This is a genomic window from Proteiniphilum sp., assembly GCF_034331125.1.
Taxonomy (GTDB): Bacteria; Bacteroidota; Bacteroidia; order Bacteroidales; family Dysgonomonadaceae; genus Proteiniphilum; species Proteiniphilum saccharofermentans.
This window is the reverse complement of record NZ_JAXQGC010000058.1, coordinates 208,387-223,623: the sequence shown is the minus strand read 5'-3', so window position 1 is coordinate 223,623 and position 15,237 is coordinate 208,387. Positions and strand designations below refer to the sequence as shown.

General features: G+C 45.2%; 16 protein-coding genes. 8 read left to right on the top strand and 8 right to left on the bottom strand.

The window, feature by feature from the left end; translation table 11 throughout:
• Positions 1–56 precede the first annotated feature (56 nt).
• From U2P89_RS14685 to cysS, 7 genes are all read right to left on the bottom strand, one after another.
• Entirely contained in the window at positions 57–635 is a 579-nt protein-coding gene (locus U2P89_RS14685) for a non-canonical purine NTP diphosphatase (protein ID WP_322191758.1), read from the bottom strand.
• Between the two features lie 2 nt (positions 636–637).
• Positions 638–2,599: a tetratricopeptide repeat protein gene (locus tag U2P89_RS14680; RefSeq protein WP_322191757.1), complete on the bottom strand. Its 1,962-nt coding sequence runs from the start codon at positions 2,597–2,599 to the stop codon at positions 638–640.
• A gap of 125 nt (positions 2,600–2,724) precedes the next feature.
• On the bottom strand, positions 2,725–3,558 hold the full coding sequence (locus tag U2P89_RS14675; protein WP_076931964.1) for a metal ABC transporter permease: 834 nt from the start codon (positions 3,556–3,558) through the stop codon (positions 2,725–2,727).
• A 13-nt stretch (positions 3,559–3,571) separates the two neighbouring features.
• The gene (locus U2P89_RS14670; RefSeq protein WP_019539418.1) at positions 3,572–4,006 is read right to left on the bottom strand and encodes a hypothetical protein; all 435 of its coding nucleotides are present in this window, start codon (positions 4,004–4,006) and stop codon (positions 3,572–3,574) included.
• A gap of 5 nt (positions 4,007–4,011) precedes the next feature.
• On the bottom strand, positions 4,012–5,241 hold the full coding sequence (locus U2P89_RS14665; protein ID WP_322191756.1) for a 3-phosphoshikimate 1-carboxyvinyltransferase: 1,230 nt from the start codon (positions 5,239–5,241) through the stop codon (positions 4,012–4,014).
• 114 nt (positions 5,242–5,355) lie between these two features.
• The gene (locus U2P89_RS14660; RefSeq protein ID WP_092025942.1) at positions 5,356–6,693 is read right to left on the bottom strand and encodes a sodium-dependent transporter; all 1,338 of its coding nucleotides are present in this window, start codon (positions 6,691–6,693) and stop codon (positions 5,356–5,358) included.
• A gap of 33 nt (positions 6,694–6,726) precedes the next feature.
• Complete coding sequence (gene cysS, locus U2P89_RS14655; protein WP_091904702.1) at positions 6,727–8,205, bottom strand: cysteine--tRNA ligase; 1,479 nt, start codon at positions 8,203–8,205, stop codon at positions 6,727–6,729.
• A 285-nt stretch (positions 8,206–8,490) separates the two neighbouring features.
• Between cysS and U2P89_RS14650 the strand changes: the two genes are divergently transcribed.
• The 8 genes from U2P89_RS14650 (at position 8,491) to U2P89_RS14615 (ending at position 14,661) form a co-directional block, all read left to right on the top strand.
• Positions 8,491–9,216 (top strand): DUF5020 family protein, encoded by a 726-nt coding sequence (locus tag U2P89_RS14650; protein ID WP_091904705.1) that lies wholly within the window; start codon positions 8,491–8,493, stop codon positions 9,214–9,216.
• Between the two features lie 18 nt (positions 9,217–9,234).
• Positions 9,235–10,545, top strand: coding sequence for an NCS2 family permease (locus tag U2P89_RS14645; protein ID WP_322191755.1), 1,311 nt, complete (start codon positions 9,235–9,237; stop codon positions 10,543–10,545).
• An 80-nt stretch (positions 10,546–10,625) separates the two neighbouring features.
• Positions 10,626–11,192, top strand: coding sequence for an elongation factor P (gene efp, locus U2P89_RS14640; protein ID WP_322191754.1), 567 nt, complete (start codon positions 10,626–10,628; stop codon positions 11,190–11,192).
• 19 nt (positions 11,193–11,211) lie between these two features.
• Positions 11,212–11,874, top strand: a complete 663-nt coding sequence (locus U2P89_RS14635; RefSeq protein WP_322191753.1) for a DUF2461 domain-containing protein — start codon at positions 11,212–11,214, stop codon at positions 11,872–11,874.
• A 112-nt stretch (positions 11,875–11,986) separates the two neighbouring features.
• Positions 11,987–12,748 carry a YaaA family protein gene (locus U2P89_RS14630; protein ID WP_322191752.1) on the top strand — a complete coding sequence of 254 codons (762 nt, stop codon included), beginning with the start codon at positions 11,987–11,989 and terminating at the stop codon, positions 12,746–12,748.
• 83 nt (positions 12,749–12,831) lie between these two features.
• Positions 12,832–13,521, top strand: coding sequence for a RadC family protein (gene radC, locus U2P89_RS14625; protein ID WP_091904720.1), 690 nt, complete (start codon positions 12,832–12,834; stop codon positions 13,519–13,521).
• Positions 13,522–13,570: 49 nt separating this feature from the next.
• Positions 13,571–13,888 carry a metal-sulfur cluster assembly factor gene (locus tag U2P89_RS14620; RefSeq protein WP_091904723.1) on the top strand — a complete coding sequence of 106 codons (318 nt, stop codon included), beginning with the start codon at positions 13,571–13,573 and terminating at the stop codon, positions 13,886–13,888.
• Positions 13,889–13,914: 26 nt separating this feature from the next.
• Positions 13,915–14,661, top strand: a complete 747-nt coding sequence (locus U2P89_RS14615) for a UDP-2,3-diacylglucosamine diphosphatase (protein WP_322191751.1) — start codon at positions 13,915–13,917, stop codon at positions 14,659–14,661.
• Between the two features lie 28 nt (positions 14,662–14,689).
• Here U2P89_RS14615 and U2P89_RS14610 read toward each other — a convergent pair whose 3' ends face one another.
• On the bottom strand, positions 14,690–15,226 hold the full coding sequence (locus tag U2P89_RS14610) for an RNA methyltransferase (RefSeq protein ID WP_091904729.1): 537 nt from the start codon (positions 15,224–15,226) through the stop codon (positions 14,690–14,692).
• Positions 15,227–15,237: the final 11 nt, after the last annotated feature.

The window sequence follows — 15,237 nt, the reverse complement described above, 5'->3', positions numbered from 1 at the left end:
ATTTAACGATCCCGACAAGTCGGGACAAGTAGTGACAATTTGATGATGAAGCCAATTCAATTTTTCAACAGAAAACCGACCAGTTTCTCCATAGCCAATGCGCGGTGGCTAATACTGTTCTTTACTTCGTTGCCCAATTCAGCAAAGGTTTTATCATACCCGTCAGGCATGAAAATGGGATCGTATCCGAAACCGGTCGTACCCCGTTTTTCTTCGATGATCTTCCCTTTGATCACTCCATCAAAAAGATGCTCTTTTCCGTTGATGACTAATGCAATCACAGTACGGAATTGTGCTGACCGATTTTCTGCCCCCTTTAAAGCCGAAAGTAATTTATCCATATTGTCTGCCGGGTTGCAACCATTTCCCGCGTACCGTGACGAGTAGACACCGGGTGCACCATCCAGTGCTCCCACTTCCAGCCCGGTATCGTCGGCAAAGCAGTCGTAACCATATTTCTCCCTGACAAATCCGGCTTTGATCAGTGCGTTTTCCTCCAGGGTACTGCCTGTTTCTTCGATCTCTTCATGACAGTCGATATCGGCGAGGCTGAGGATACGTAACCGTCCTCCTGTAATTTTCCGGATCTCGTCGAGTTTATGTTGGTTGTTGGTGGCGAAAACTATTTCCCTCATTGTTACTTTCTTATTTTTTGAGCCCTTTCCCTCTCGCGTTGTTTCAGCGCTGCTTCGCGCTTCCGCTGTCTCTCTTTTAATTCCTGTTCTCTTTGCCGGACCCTGGCTTCACGTTGCCGTTCCCGCTCTTTTATCAATTGTTCCCTGTTTTTGCGGGGTGCTGTTCCCTGCTGTTGTTGTAATGCTTTGGCAGCATTTTCTTCGAGTTTTCGTTTCAGCGATTCGGGTGTTTCCCGTTCAATCTGACGGGCTGGTTCTGTCCTGACAGTTTTCTCCCCGGATGTTATCCGTTCAGTCTGATACACCGGTTGCGGTTGAGAGGATATCTCTTTTTGTTCCGGAATAGTGACCGGAGATGTCTCCAAAGATACAATCTTTTCCGATTCTTTATCCCTTTTTTCTTCAATTTCTACCTTTTCATCTTTTATTATTGATTGGAAAGACACAGCAGCCGTTGCCATATTTTTCTTATAGAAAGTATTGTATTCATCCAATTTTTTCCCTGATTGTATGAGTCTCGTGTTCTCTTCGGAGATGATGACGGGAGTAGTTTCCCTAATGGCAGATAGGAAAAGAGAGTCGGAAAGTATTATCTCTGAGTATCGGGATACCTCTTCAAAAGACCGGAAAGATTCGATCTGAAGTGCTTCTACCCCCGGCAGATATATATAGGAGAAGTTAAATCTGCGGAGTTTGAAATGAGAAAAATTGAAATCGGCTATTGTGAAGAGAAGTTGGTTTTTATCGACCGAACCAGGTGCAAAGGTAAGCAAAAGGTAATGCAGCCCATTTTTATCGGGATTGAAAGGGATGACTTGCCCGTTCTTACTCTCAGTGGAGCCGATTGGAGTTGATTGCCATAATCCGTTTCGGGATCGCCATTGCCTGTGTAAAGCGGCATTTTCCGCTAAAGTTCTTCCTTCTGACAACCGTCCGTGGGTATTTTGGCTGTGCTGTGTATTTCCGGCAATTGAATCGGTTGCAACCATAACCGTAGTCATCTCCTTTTGTGCTGCTTTATTATCAGGTCCGGAAGGGCGAAAAACCTGTGGCAGAGAGTCATTTGCTATAGCTGATTGCCAGAGAGTAGCGTTTGATACAAGTTCGGAGGGGGTACGAAGTCCTTTCACCTCTTCAAAGGCACGATGGGCTTTGTCCTTTTTCCCGGTCATTGCATAGATTTGCCCAAGCAGGAATTGTAATCTTTTTTTCCTGAGATGGTCGGATTCCTGTGCTATGGTTTTTTGTAATTGAGGGATCGCTTCCGGAAACTCCTTTTTCCGTATCAAAAAATAAGTGTAATGTTCGGCAAACAATCTGTCCATATCTGCGGATAATTTTTTATTTCTTAATGCATAGATTGTCTGTTCTGCTTCGTATGTTCTTTCCGTTTCCGTATATATCCGAAGCATCCATATCTCCGTTTCATCCTCCACGTCGGGATCGTGACCGAACTGGCGCAGCATCCCGGAGAAGACCGTCAGCGCCTCGTCATAATCACCATTCTGCAAAAGGGCTTTTCCCCGTAGCATCCATACATTTTTCAGGAATGGATTGAATTCCTCCTGCCGTAGCCATTGCCGGTATTCCTGAGAGTGGGCTTTAGCAGGATCGCGACGCGGCTTTGCCGTGATGGAGTGTTCACGGATGGCTTTTTCGGTTTTTTCGATCACCGGATCGAAAATCCCTTCGGAGGACGATTTTTCTGCATTAGGGAGTGAAGGGTAGAAGGGAAGCAATTCCCCATAGTTTTCATGAAAATTCTCCGCTCTCCCTTTTAAAATCTCGTGGTAAGCCTCTTCGGCATTGAAATAGATATTGTAGCGTGTGGTGAGTTCATGATAGGCACGTGTGGCTGTCGTATTTCTTCTGGTGGTACATCCCGTAAAAAGAGTGATACAGGCCAATATCCATAGTATATGCCCTGTTTTTTCTTTCCTCCTTATTCTTTCTGTTGACAACACTGGTGATCTCCTTTCCGGGTAATTATCTCTTTTAATTAACTCGAAAAATAGAATTTTATTGTCCTATCGTGTGTTTGAAACTAAATGGAATACCAACCCTATTGGAATAAACAGAGTTTTTGTCTCTACGGTATCTCTTGTGGCGCAGTCTTTAATGTTTTACCGGTAACAACTTTTATTGCCTTGGCAATAAAAAACATCATGATAAGCACAAAAATGATAAATGCGCCGGAAGGTACATTCAGATAATAGGAGAGTAACAATCCTGTTACACAACCTGTAAAGCTTAACAGGATTGAGAGAGAAATTATTTTTGAATAGTTCACCGTGAAGAGGTTGGCTGTCATCTGCGGCACTGTGATCAGGGACATCAGCAGTACGATTCCCACCAACCGGATGCTTAATACGATGGTAACGGCAATGAAAAGCATCATCGCATATTCGATAAACTGTGTGGGTAAGCGTCGGGTTTGTGCAAATTCGGTATCGAACGATACGGAAACAATAGCATGATAGAACAGGATAAAGAAAAGCAGGAGGATCAACGATAGGACGAGCAGGGCGGTAATATCACTACGAGTGATGGTAAGGATATTCCCGAAAAGGTACTCCGACAGGTTGGGCGCATAGCCGGGTGTGAGGAAGGTGAGCACTATCCCGATGGCCATCCCCAATGACCAGAAGACGGCAATGGCCGAATCTTCACGTACACCCTGTTTCTGTGATAACCATTGGATGCCGAATGCCGAGAATATGGAGAAAACCATAGCCGACAAAATGGGAGAGAGGCTGAAATAGAACCCTATCCCCAATCCTCCTAACGAGGCGTGGGTTATACCGCCGCTGATGAATACCAATCTTTTGGTGACTACGTAAGTGCCTATGATACCACAGGCAATACTTGCAAAAAAACTGCCTAGCAGAGCATTGCGAAAGAAAGCATAATCCAGGAGTTCAATGATATTCATCCGGTCAGCAGGCGTGCATTTTTTGTGCCCTCAATTCATTGACGAACATCAGCACTTCGTCTTTCAACTGGTCAGGAAGGGAAATATCCCTCATTTGGAGACTCCTGATCCAGCGTGGCTTTTCTTCGTCGAGTACGGAATAAAAGACTTCCCGGAATTCATCTATTTCATTGGCTGCATAGCCGTCAGAATCGCGGTGAGCATACCGGTCGAGCTCTTCATCGTCGAAATATTCCGGTTTCTCTGCAAAAGCAGCGATCAGACTATCCCGCTCACATGTTTCATGTGCACCGCAACAGCCGCTATCTCCCAGATTTATGGAAGGGGGAGTTGCCTCACGCTCCTTATTGTTCCCTTTCCTGCGTTGCAGGTAGTTGGAGATTGTGAGTGCCACAACGAAAAAGAGTATAATGCCTGTGAAAAGGAGTAAACTTTGCATAATAATTACCTTTCTTCAATTGTAAATCCCGCCTGTTTCAGGTCGTTCCAAAAATCAGGGTAGGATTTGGATACTACTTTAGGATCATTGATAATGAGTGATCCGGACACAATGGCTCCGGGAGCCAGTGACATGGCCATCCGGTGATCGTCATAAGTGTCGATGGCCGGTTCTTTTTCCGGCAGACACCGTTCTCCGTCCCACTCCAGCATCCCGATTTCATTCTCCTTAAGCAGGTAGCCCGACTTCTTCAATTCGTTGATCAGTGCGGCCACCCTGTCAGTTTCCTTTATCTTCAGGCTTTGAATCCCGGAGAAAAGAAACGGTATGCCTTTAAAACAACAAGTGGCGGCAAAAGTTTGTGCCAGATCCGGCTCATTTACAAAATCGTGGAAAAATTTTTTGGTTCCCTTTTTTGTATTTCGGATGATAATGCCTTCCGGGACGAATTCTGTTGTAACCCCCAAATCGCTGAACAGGTTGGTCACGTTGGAATCGCCCTGAAGGCTGTTTCTTCCTAAGCCTTTTAACGTTACTTCCGCCCCGGGGATAAGGGATACCATCTCATACCAGTAAGAGGCGGCAGTCCAGTCCGGTTCCACCACAAACTCTACAGAGTTGTACACCTGCGGTTTCACGACGATGTCGTTACCGTCCCACTTAGTCTGTACCCCGCATTTCTCCATCATGCTGACAGTGAGGTGTATATAGGGCTTCGATACGATTTCATTTTCGATATGCATCACCAGTCCGTTTTCCATTCCGGGCGCTATCATCAGTAAGGCAGATATAAATTGCGAGCTGATATTGCCCGACAGGTAGACTTCGCCTCCTTTTAGCCTTTTACCTTTTATTTTCAAGGGTGGATATCCCTCTTTTTCCAAATAATCAATTTCGGCTCCTAAGGCTATAAGTGTCTCCACCAGCGGATAAATGGGCCTTTCATGCATCCGCTTCGAGCCTTTGATGATCCATTCGCCTTCCATTCCTGCCAGAAAAGCTGTCAGAAAACGCATGGCGGTACCGGCAGCCTTTATATCGAACTGGTTGGATTTGGAATTGAATGCGTCTATGAGCACTTGTGTATCTTCACAGTCCGACAGATTCCTGATCGGGTAAGGACTCAAACTCAAGGCATTCAGAATAAGTGCCCTATTGCTCATACTCTTGGATGCGGGAAGCTGCACGGTTGTGCGCAGGGCATCGGGTGGGTATATTTTATATTGTAACGGCATTTGCGGGTGAAATATTGATACAAAAATAATACTTTAAACCGAAGGTTGAGCGGTTTATTTCCGCTTTTACTTTGTTTTAATTGATTTAAACTTTTTTCTCTTTCAACTACCGCGTTATGCGGCCAATCCGTAGATAAAAATAGCCAGCATGGCAGTAGGGACTACATAGCGTAACAGGAATATATAGGTTCTGAGAAATCCTATGCCAAATTTGAGCGTCCTTTCATTGGTGAGTTGTGCATATACAAGTCTGCGGTTGAGATACCATCCTACGAAAAGAGAAATGAAGAAACCGCCTATCGGCAGCATGAATTTGGCAGAAGCAACATCGAGGAAATTGAAAAACGATGAGGAGAACGAGGCGAAGATGCCTAAAATGATTACACCTGCAGTGACCAATAGTGTACTTTTTCTACGTGAAATGTGATATTCTTCGTGGATATATACCGTGACTACCTCCATCAGGGAAATAGTGGATGTAAGGGCTGCGAGTGCCAACAGGCAAAAGAAAAGGGTGCTCCAAATCATAGAACCCGCCATCTGGTTGAACAATTCGGGTAATGTGATAAAGAGTAATCCCGGACCGCCGGCTACCAGTTCGTCGACAATGGTGCCGGGATTGGTTGTCAACGCGAATGCCGCGGGAAAGATGACCACACCGGCGAGAATGGCCACCAGTGAGTCGAGAACGGAAACCTGTACTGCTGTTTTTACAAGTGGAGTCTTATCATTGAAGTAGGATCCGTAAGTGATCATACAACCCATGCCGAGGGAGAGGGAGAAGAAAGCCTGTCCCATGGCATCGAGGAAAACGGTCGATTTTACATGCGCCAGGTCGGGCTTGAAAAGGAAATTGAGTCCTGCTATAGCACCGTCAAGGGTAACCGAACGGATGGCCAGTATAATAAGTAACAGGAAGAGTAATGGCATTAAAATCTTGGCAGATTGCTCAATCCCTTTCTTCACGCCGGAAAGGATAAAGAATGCAGTGAGAAGTGTAAAGATAATCATCCAGATGATTTGTTTGGCGGGATTACTTTGCAATTCTATGAAGTTGGCCGAAAGATTATCCACCCCAAAGAGATATCCCGAGACCGATTGGAAGATATAGACAAGTGTCCAGCCGCACACCACCATATAAAATCCCATGATGACAAATCCGGTGAGTACACCCAGCCTGCCGACCCATTTCCATTGGGTGCCGGGAGCCAGTTTGTGATAAGCACCGGCGGTATTGGCCCGGGAGGTCCTGCCGACCATGAATTCGCTTACCATAAGCGGTATGCCGAAAAACAAGATACAACCAATGTATACCAGGATAAAAATGGCCCCTCCACCATCAGCCGTCTGGCTGGGAAAACGCCAGATATTACCTAAACCTACGGCTGATCCTGCGGCTGTGGCGATTACTCCGATTTTTGATACAAATGTTGCTCGTTTATCAGACATAATATAGTTGCTTTCGTTAATTCTGATGATGGTCTTTTAAATTCTCCATTCTACCCCCTCTTTGGTGTCCTTTATCTCTACACCGATCGCTTTCAGTTCATCCCGGATTTTATCTGATGTACTCCAGTCTTTATTTTCCCGTGCCGTTTTACGGATGTCGATAATCAAATTCATCAATCCCTCTATCACGTCACTGCCGGCCATGCTTTTTGACTCGTCGAGCAATCCCAATACTTCGAAAATAAAGGTATGCATCAGTTTTCTCAATGCCTTCAGGTCGGCAGCGGTAAGGGTTTCTTTTTTGTCGTTAGCCGAATTGATGATACGTACCCCTTCAAACAGATTTGCGATCAGTACAGGACTGTTAAAATCATCGTTCATGGCGGCATAACATTTTTCCTCCAGTGCAGCGACATCTACCGAAGAGGAAGCGGACGGAGATAATTTCTCTAATACCGACAGGCTTTCCATCAGTTTTTTGTATCCTTTTTCTGCTGCCTGTAGCGCTTCGTTGGAGAAGTCGAGCGTACTTCTGTAGTGTGATTGCGCCATGAAGAAGCGTACTGTCATTGGAGAGTATCCTCTTTCTAATAAGGGATGGTCTCCTGTGAACAGTTCTTTGGGTAAGAAGCCGTTCCCGGCTGTTTTGGACATGCGGGCACCGTTCACAGTGAGCATATTTGTATGCACCCAGTATTTGGCGGGTGCGGTGTGGTTGCAAGCTTCTGATTGGGCGATCTCGTTGGTGTGGTGGGTTGCCTGGAGATCCATCCCTCCCCCATGTATATCGAAAGTAGTGCCCAGATACTTTGTACTCATTGCCGAACACTCTATATGCCAGCCGGGAAATCCCCATCCCCAGGGGGAGGGCCACTGCATCAGGGTTTCCGGTTTTGCCTTGATCCAAAGGGCAAAGTCGAGTCTGCCCCGCTTCTCGTCCTGTCCGCCTAGTTCCCGTGTCCCTTCCAGCAGGTCTTCCATCTTTCGGTTAGTGAGTTGGCCGTAATCATGCTCTTTGCTGTATTTCTCCACATCGAAATAGACAGAACCGTTTACCTCATAAGCGAACCCCGCGGCCATGATCTTTTTGATCATCTCTATCTGCTCTATTATATGCCCGGTGGCAGCCGGCTCTATGCTGGGAGGAAGTGTGTTGAAGAGTGCCATTACGTCATGGAAGCCAATAGTGTATTTCTGTACGATCTCCATCGGTTCCAACTGCTCCAGTTTGGCCCTTTTGGCAAATTTATCATCACCCTCATCCCGGTCGCCCTCCAAATGGCCGGCATCGGTGATGTTACGCACATAGCGTACCTTGTATCCGAGATGGAGCAGATACCTGTATATCATATCAAAAGAGATGAAAGTGCGGCAATTCCCGAGATGTATATCGCTGTAGACAGTAGGTCCGCAAACATACATACCCACAAGAGGGGGATGCAGCGGTTCAAATGGTTCTTTCGTCCTACTGAGTGTGTTGTAGATCATCAACCTCTTTTCCTTTTCTTCGCTCATAATGAATGATGTTTTTTTTAAGAGAGGCAAAAATACAAATTATAATAGAATAATATGTAAAAGTAAAGTGGGAATGTGGAAAAGTGGGAAAGCGGAAAGGTGCCTGAGTGGTTAGGCGGCTAAGTGGATGAGTGGACTGAAATGAATTGGAAATAGAGAATTGAAAATGGAAAATCGACGGAGTCAAATCTTGAAAAAGAGTCACATTTATGAGGCTGTTTTGTATATTTTTAATATTTTTGCGGCTTCTTTGGATTCACTTAAATATTAAAACAAAAAGTCTTTATGGTACGAAACATTGTTCTATCCCTTGCTATTTTATGTGCTGCAGGGACTATTCAAGCGCAGAACCTGCAACTGCACTTCGATTCCCGTCATTCATTGTATGGAGATAAGATAGGTGCTCCTGTCAATTATCTTACCGCTACCTTTGAGATGTTTAAACCCGACCAGTGGGGAAGTACTTTCATGTTCGTGGATTTCGATTTCAATTTCGACAAACGTAATCCCGGACTTGCTTATGCCGAGATAGCCCGCGAATTTAAGATTGGCGATTTTCCTTTACTGCCCCATATTGAATACAATGGCGGATTGGGATTAGTAAGAGGGCTGGATGGCGTTGGTTTTTCCATTCCAAGTTCTTATCTGGGTGGATTTGGTTATCCGTTCCAACTGGGTAATTTTTTCATGAGTACTTACGTGGCTTATAAACTGAATGCTTTCCAGGAGTTAAGCCATGATGCGCAGTGGACACTTACATGGAGCTCTACCCTTGCCGGTGGCAAGCTTTCACTGGCCGGTTTCCTGGATATCTGGAGTGAAAACAAGAATCGTACCGGAGAAGGAGACGAAAAGGGGAAGAAGATGGTTTTGCTAAGCGAACCCCAGATATGGTACAATATTACACCCCAATTTGCTATTGGAAGTGAGGTAGAGGTGAGTTATAATTTTGTTATCGGGACAAATAGCTTTTATGCTATCCCTACGATAGCTACCAAATGGAATTTTTAATCTAAATCCCATAAAATCATGCTGGAAAAATTATTCAAACTGAAGCAACATAAGACAACTGTACGGACGGAACTCGTGGCGGGAGTCATTACTTTTCTTACCATGTCCTATATCCTGGTGGTGAACCCCAATATCCTGGGAGCGACGGGAATGGACAGGTCAGCACTTTTTACCGCAACAGCACTTGCAACTGTATTAGGTACACTTTTTATGGCGTTTATCCCTAATCTGCCGGTGGCACAGGCGCCGGGCATGGGGTTGAACTCCTTTTTTGCATTTTCAGTGGTGATAGGATTGGGATATACCTGGCAAATGGCCTTGACGGCTGTCTTTATTCAGGGTATTATCTTCGTACTTCTCACCCTGTTCAATATCCGTGAACTGATAGTGAAGAGTATTCCGGGTACTATTAAGAATGCTATCCCGGTGGGTATCGGGCTCTTTATCACTTTGCTCGGTCTGCAAAATGCGGGATTGATTGTGAAGGATGAAAATACGATGGTCACATTGGGTGCCATGTCTAATCCTCACGTATGGGTAGCTTTGTTAGGACTTATCCTCACTGCGGTACTCTTTTACAAAAAAGTGCACGGAGCTTTTCTTATCGGAATTGCGGCCGCTACTATTTTCGCAGTTATCCTCGGGCTGGTACACTTTCCTGAAGGAAGCGTGGTTGCGCTTCCTCCCGATATTTCGCCCATTTTCGTACAATTCGAATGGTCGAAAATTTTTACTTTCGATATGCTGATAGTGGTATTCACTTTCCTGTTCGTGAACCTTTTTGATACTATCGGTACTTTGTTAGGGGTAGCTTCTAAGATAGGCATTACTGATGAAAACGGTGACTTTCCTCAGCTTAAGCGCGCTCTCTTTGCCGATGCACTCGGCACTACCTTCGGCGCTGTACTGGGTACCAGTACGGTTACTTCTTATGTGGAAAGTGCTTCGGGAGTAGCTGTCGGTGGGCGCACGGGGCTGACCGCTCTTTCTACGGCATCCATGTTTGCCCTGGCACTATTCTTTGCCCCGCTCTTCCTGATGGTACCGGCTGCAGCTACTGCTCCCGCCTTGATTCTGGTAGGACTGTTTATGATCACTTCTGTAGTGAAGATTAATTTCGACGATATGACCGAAGCATTACCCGCATTTCTCACCATTGTGATGATGCCGTTTGCTTTCAGTATTGCTCAGGGAATTGTCTTCGGTATGCTCTCTTTTGTCTTCCTGAAAGCATTGAGTGGAAAGTTCAGACATATATCAGTCACCATGTGGGTAATCTTCGTGCTGTTTATTGCGAAGATGGTACTCGATGGAATGAACGTGCTTTAACCGGGATCGTTTGTGTATGTCGACTGAAATGACTACTTTTGCGGCCTAAATCAATATAAAATAGTAACAATAAATATCTTATGGCAACAACTGCTGATTTCAGGAACGGAATGTGCATCGATCTGGATGGCCAGTATTATTTTATCGTAGAGTTTCTTCATGTGAAACCGGGTAAAGGTGCAGCTTTTGTCCGTACTAAACTGAAAAATGTAACTACGGGTCGTGTGCTCGAAAAGACATTCAACTCGGGAGTAAAGGTGGATGAGGTGCGTATTGAACGTCGCCCGTTCCAGTATCTTTACCGCGATGATATGGGGTATAACTTTATGAATACCGAAACTTTCGAACAGATCCCCATTCCGGAAGAGCAGATCGAAGGAGTGCGGTTCCTGAAAGAGGGTGATGTGGTGGAAGTACAGATCCATGCTGAAAGTGGGACTATCCTTACGGCGGAGATGCCTGCACATGTGGTGCTTGAGGTGACTTATACCGAGCCGGGCATCAAAGGCGATACCGCTACTAACACGTTGAAACCCGCTACTGTGGAGACAGGGGCAGAAGTACGTGTGCCTCTCTTTATTAATACAGGTGAAAAGATCAAGGTAGATACCCGTGATGGTTCATACGTTGAGCGTATCAGAGGGTAGTTGTAATAGCTTCAGGCTTATGGATTTCTGCTATACATTCGATTTTCTTGTCCGGTTGCAGATAAATAACGACCGCAACTGGTTCCATGAGCATAAATTCGAGTATGATGAAATCCGGGCCGATTTTGAAAACTTTATTAACAGGCTCATTGTGCCGCTTGCCCAACTCGATCCGGATATCGGATCGGTTACGGCCAATGAGTCTGTTTTTCGTATTTATCGCGATACCCGTTTCTCTCACGATAAAACACCTTATAAAACCCATCTCAGTGCCTTTATAGCAAACGGGGGAAAGAAAACCCGGTTTGCAGGCTACTATATCCATATTCAACCGGACGAATCATTCTTTGCCGGTGGTATTTATAGTCCCGACCCGGCTGCTTTGGAATCCATCAGAAACGAAATTTATCATCAGCCTGAGGAGATACGGAGTATTCTTGATAATCGGAAGTTCAAAAAAACTTTCCCCGAACTGTCTGTTGAAGATAGGCTTAAAAATCCTCCAAAGGGTTATCCGAAAGATTTTAAGGAAATCGAACTATTGAAAAATAAACACTTTATCACTCATTATCCTCTCGAAAATGAGTTTTTCCTGCAAGATGGGGTAATCGACCGGCTTGTGGAACTCTGCAAAATACAATATCCACTCAATGCATTCCTGAACAGGGCTGTGAAAGGTTGATAATTCTTGAAATGAATTTTCTGTACTGGCTTTTATGCTGTAACAACATTGTTTGTAACAAAGCTGTTTGTAATTTTGGGTATAATATATATTGTTTGATAATCTGAATAATATGCAAATCATTCTTTCACCTGCCAAGTTAATGGACTTTTCCGGTAAAGGGGGAGACATCAAATCGTCAAGACCGCTATTCCCGGAAAGAACCAAAGAATTGATAGCTGTATGCCGGCGACTGTCGGAAAGGGAGATTGCAACGGAAATGGAGATCAACGCCAAAATGGCGCATGAAGTATATGAATATTTCCAGACGTTTGATCTCCGGTCTACTCCGAAACAATCGGCCGCACTCGCGTATAACGGTATTGCTTATAAGGGTTTGAATGCCCATGATTTTTCTGCGGAAGATTTCGATTTCGCGCAGCGGCATCTCAATATCATCTCCGGATTATACGGTATTGTCCGTCCGCTGGATGCAATTAGACCTTACAGACTCGAGATGCAGAGAAAAATTGTGCCGCAAGGATATAAGACACTCTACGATTTCTGGCAGGATATGGTGAATGAGTATCTCTCGAAAAAACTCCGGAAAGGAGATAAAACCATCATCAATGTAGCATCCAAAGAGTACGCCAAGGTAGTCAGGAAAAACAAGTTGCCGAAAGGGACGAAAATCATTGATATCCAGTTTCTGCAGCAGGAAAATGACACATTGAAGCAGATTGTGGTGCATTCCAAGAAAGCACGCGGTTTGATGTCCCGTTTTATCATTAAAAACAGGTTGATTGATCCGGAGGAGGTGAAGGGTTTCGATTATGAGGGATATTTTTTCTATCCGGCTCTTTCGAAAGAGGATACCTGGGTGTTTGTGAGATAAACTAAAAACTAAAAGTTAATAGTGAGGAACTAATCGGGATTTTCTTTGTATATTTGCTCTGTTTACTCTGGAAATTAGCCGTTATGAGCAAGTTAAGTATCAAGCAATGGGCGGAGGAAGACCGTCCCCGTGAAAAATTACTGCTGAAAGGAGTTTCAGTACTTTCCGATTCGGAACTTCTGGCAATCCTTATCGGCTCGGGCAACGATAAACAAAGTGCTGTGGAGCTGGCGCAGCATATTTTGTCGGAAGCCGGTAATGACTTGAACCAGTTGGCGCGGATGAGTGTGTCAGATCTGATGAATAATTTCCGGGGAATTGGTCAGGCCAAAGCGGTTACTTTAATAGCCGCACTTGAGTTGGGACGACGGAGAAAGGCCGTTGAAACGCCCCAAAAGAAGAAAATCACTTCGTCGAGGGTTGCCTATGAGCATTTCTATCCCCTGCTTTCCGACTTGAACCATGAGGAGACATGGGCATTGCTGACCGACCGGTCGAATAAGGTGTTGAGTTCTATTCAGGTGAGCCGTGGCGGCATCTCGGGAACGGTAGTAGATATACGGTTGGTGCTGAGGGAGGCGCTCAGCCGGTATGCATCCGGGATTATTCTTGGACACAATCATCCCTCAGGACAATGCCGGCCAAGCCCCCAGGATACGCATCTAACCAAAAAATTAAAAGAGGCTGCCCAGTGGATGGATATCTCTCTGCTCGACCATATTATCGTCTGTGGTGATAGTTATTTCAGTTTTGCAGATGAAGGAATTATCTGAAGCAACTAAACAATATGCCGGGCAATCGGTTTAATAAAAAAATGAGATTATGAACGAAGAATTACAAGCTTTGCAAGATAAAATAGTGGTGATGCTCCGTACGGTGTATGACCCCGAAATCCCTGTGAATATTTATGACTTGGGAATGATTTATGATGTGGATATTGATGAAGAGAATAATGTGACCATTGAGATGACCTTTACCTCTCCCAGTTGTCCCGCAGCCGATTATATCCTGATGGATGTGCAATTGAAGGTGGAATCGATCCCCGAGGTGAATAAAGTGGATCTGAATCTCACTTTCGATCCCCCGTGGGATCGGTCGATGATGAGCGAGGAAGCATTGTTGGAGCTGGGAATGATGTAGGACAGGTTAAAGGGATTGTTGAATAATTGACCGTGAGAGATAAAATCTATTTTCTTGCCGATGCCCATCTAGGATCCAAATCGCATGCCGACTCCATTGAGACGGAACGAAAACTATGCCGCTGGCTCGATAGCGTGAGGGATGATGCTGCTGTGATTTTTCTGATGGGAGATATCTTTGACTACTGGTATGAATACCGGTATGTGGTGCCAAAGGGTTTTACACGTTTGCTGGGTAAGCTGGGCGAGATGACCGATTCGGGGATAGAAATCCATTTCTTTGCGGGCAATCATGACCTGTGGCTGACAGACTACCTTTCCAAAGAGTGTGGGATGATCCTGCATTTGGAACCCTATATCACCGAAATAGAAGGGAAAAAATTTTTCCTTGCCCACGGTGACGGTTTGGGTGATGACTCCCGTTCGTTCCATCTTCTCCGGAAACTATTTCACAGTAAATTCCTTCAGAAATGTTTTTCAGGCATTCATCCCAGATGGACCATCCCATTGGCGCACACATGGTCGAACAGCAGCCGTGAGAGTGGGGGGATGACGCCCTATCTGGGAGAGGAGCGGGAGCACTTGATCCGTTTTGCGAAAGATAAGCTAAAAGAGATGCCCGAAATCAACTACTTTATATTTGGGCACCGTCACATTCTGGTCGATCTGCCTATTGCTGAGCAGAGCCGCGTGATCATGCTGGGCGACTGGATCACTCTTTTTTCCTATGCGGAATTTGATGGTGAGGGTGTAGAGTTAAAACAATTCCTCTAAGTGGGGCCGCTATTGTTTCCACTTTCTGCTATATCCTTAGTCGCTGAAAGAAATCCCATATCACAATTCCTGCAGTCACTGATACGTTGAGGGAATGTTTGGTGCCGTATTGGGGGATCTCAATGCATCCGTCCGATGCATCAATTACCTCTTGTGCGACACCATGCACTTCATGACCGAAGATCACCGCATATTTTTTTTCTTTATCCAATTCAATATTCTCCAGCGAGATGCTGTTTTCAGCCTGCTCAATGGAGAAGACGATATATCCCTCTGCTTTCAATGCTTCTACAGCCGAAAGAGGCTCCTCGAAGTAACGCCATTGTACCGAATCTTCAGCACCAAGAGCTGTTTTGTGAATTTCCGCGTCGGGTGGTGTGCCGGTGATGCCACAGAGTAAAATCTCTTTTATCCGGAAGGCGTCCCCGGTACGGAATACCGACCCTATGTTATGCCGGCTCCGTACATTGTCGAGCACGACAGCCAGTGGTATCTTCTCTGCTTCCCGAAATTCCTCGACGGAGATGCGGCTGAGTTCTTCTATCTTTAGTTTTCGTCGTTGCATAAAGAATAAAA